The sequence below is a fragment of the Nocardia sp. NPDC004722 genome, assembly GCF_053601505.1.
The window spans coordinates 1-2,141 of record NZ_JBSGBY010000944.1; the positions used below are offsets into that span (position 1 = coordinate 1).

Sequence of the window (2,141 nt, forward strand, 5' to 3'; positions counted from 1 at the left end):
ATCGCAGCGTCTGCGATAACCGGCCGCCTTCTGTGGTTCTAGCTGGGGTCGCCCTCGGTTTCCGAATCACTTTGCGCGGCAAGGAATTCGTCGACGATGCGGGCATGGTCGCTGTGGGTGGTGCGGGCGGCTCCGACCAAGCGGCCGTAGGCGATCGGGCCGACGAGTTGTGCTACTACCGCGGGTACGTTGTTCGTGCCGAGCACGGCACGGCCTTCCTCGGTCGCGAACAACTCTTCGAACGGCTGCCGGTAGTGGTAGTTCAGTGCCAGGCGGAACATGTCGGCCTTGCTCAGCGGCGCACTCATATCGACGGGAGTGCCTGCGGCGAGCCAGGTCAGGGCCACCTTGCGCACCGGTGCGGCGTGGATGATCTCGGCTTGACGGTCGAGCAACTCGATCAGCCGGTCGCGCACCGGCCCCGCGGCGGGTGCGGTCGCCACGGGTACGAGGGTGCGGTGCAGGGCGGCCGTTCCCGCCATGACCCCTTTGCCGACGTATCGGTACATGGTGTTCTTGGCGGCCTTCTTCCGCTCGCCGTACAGGTAGATCGCCAGCGGCTTCAAGCCACCCGATTTCACCAGCGTCACCACCGCGCGTAACTGATCGGCCCGTGTCATGGGCGCCTGCGGGGTCTCCGCCTGGCGGGTGTCTTCGGTGGTCTCGGTGGTCATCGGGATCCTTTCGTCCGCTACCCGCCGCCACTGCTCCGGCAGGAAATCCACCACCGATATTACGTACGATCGTTTCACACACTCCGGCACACCGGATCGAGCCGATTTCCGCTGCCGCTCAACGTCTTCGTGGCCGATCGCGGCGAGGTGGAACGGTCCTGTCAAGCGCGAGCGGACGCGTCGATGAGACCTTGCAGGGATGTTCGGGTGGTGACCAGCCCGGCGATGCGGGCGTCGTAGTCGGTGAGGTGTTCGACGAGGACCGGCACGGCGCACGGCTCGACTCTTCCGGGCTCGTGGATGCAGTCGATGAGGTCTCGAATCACTCGGATCGGGAGACCGGCGTCGAGCAGCCGACGGATGTAGCGGACCTGGGCGACGGCGGCGTCGGGGAAGAGCCGCTGGCCTGTCGAAGAGCGTTCGGCGGGGAGGATGCCTTCGTTTTCGTAGTGGCGCAGGAGTCGGGGGCTCACTCCGGTGCTGGCCGAGAGCTCTCCGATTTTCAGCAGGCCGGTCGGGCTTGCATATGCCACTGGTGTCAACTCCTACCGTGCAGAGCATGTCGATCTCGAATACCTATCTCAATGGAGAGCCTGCCACAATCGATGATCTTGCTCCGTTGGCGTTCGCGGGGTTCGCGCACTTCACGGCGATGCAGGTACGCAATCGGGCGGTGCGGGGACTCGATCTGCACCTGGATCGGTTGCGGAACGCGAGCGATGAGCTGTTCGGCCGCCACCTGCCCGACGAGCGGATCCTCGAACTGCTGTCCGCGGCAGTCGAGTCCGCGCCCGACGATGTCTCGCTGACCGCCTTCCTCAGCTCCCGGCCCGGTGAGTTCGCGCGCGCCGACGCGGAGGTCGGGATCGACGTGCTGGTCAAGGTGACCGATCCCGCCAGCCCGTCGACGCTGCCGTTGACGCTCGACGTCGTCCCGCATCAGCGGCACCTCGCGCACCTCAAGCACGTGGGCGAGGTGGCGAAAACCCAGTACCTGCGCCAGGCGAACGCCCGCGGCTACGACGATGCCGTATTCACCGATGCCGCAGGACGTTTGAGCGAGGCGACGATCTGGAACATCGCGTTCTGGGACGGCCGATCGGTCATCTGGCCCGAGGCCGACGTGCTGTCCGGCACCACGATGCAGATCCTGCAACGCCGATTGGCCAAGCGCGGCATCGACCAGGTGACGCGGCCGATCACCGTCGCGGATCTGCACGGGGACCTCGGAGGCGTGGTGACGAACTCCTGGATTCCGGGCATCGCGGTGGCACGGATCGGCGAGCAGTCGCTCGGACGGTCCGAGGAGCTCGTGAAACTGCTGCACGACACCTACGAGTCGGAACCGCCGATCGCCTTGGCATGACGCCGGCGGTCAGTCGTCCCTACCTTTTAGCGGTCCGGCCCCGTAGGGTCCGGATGCCCCGGGAGGGGTGGGTATGGCTCTCAGTCGTCTGCCGATCGTGT

The 2,141-nt window shown here is 66.0% G+C and carries 3 protein-coding genes; 1 reads left to right on the forward strand and 2 read right to left on the reverse strand.

Going from position 1 to position 2,141, the window contains the following annotated elements:
- Nucleotides 1–38: 38 nt before the first annotated feature.
- Both ACWELQ_RS44380 and ACWELQ_RS44385 read right to left on the reverse strand, forming a co-directional pair.
- Entirely contained in the window at nt 39–674 is a 636-nt protein-coding gene (locus tag ACWELQ_RS44380) for a hypothetical protein (protein WP_452402964.1), read from the reverse strand.
- Between the two features lie 161 nt (nt 675–835).
- A complete protein-coding gene (locus ACWELQ_RS44385; RefSeq protein ID WP_452402965.1) occupies nt 836–1,207 on the reverse strand; it encodes a MerR family transcriptional regulator in 372 nt (123 codons plus the stop codon).
- A gap of 26 nt (nt 1,208–1,233) precedes the next feature.
- Here ACWELQ_RS44385 and ACWELQ_RS44390 point away from each other — a divergent pair, with 26 nt between their 5' ends.
- On the forward strand, nt 1,234–2,040 hold the full coding sequence (locus ACWELQ_RS44390) for an aminotransferase class IV family protein (protein ID WP_452402966.1): 807 nt from the start codon (nt 1,234–1,236) through the stop codon (nt 2,038–2,040).
- The last annotated feature ends 101 nt before the right edge of the window (nt 2,041–2,141 follow it).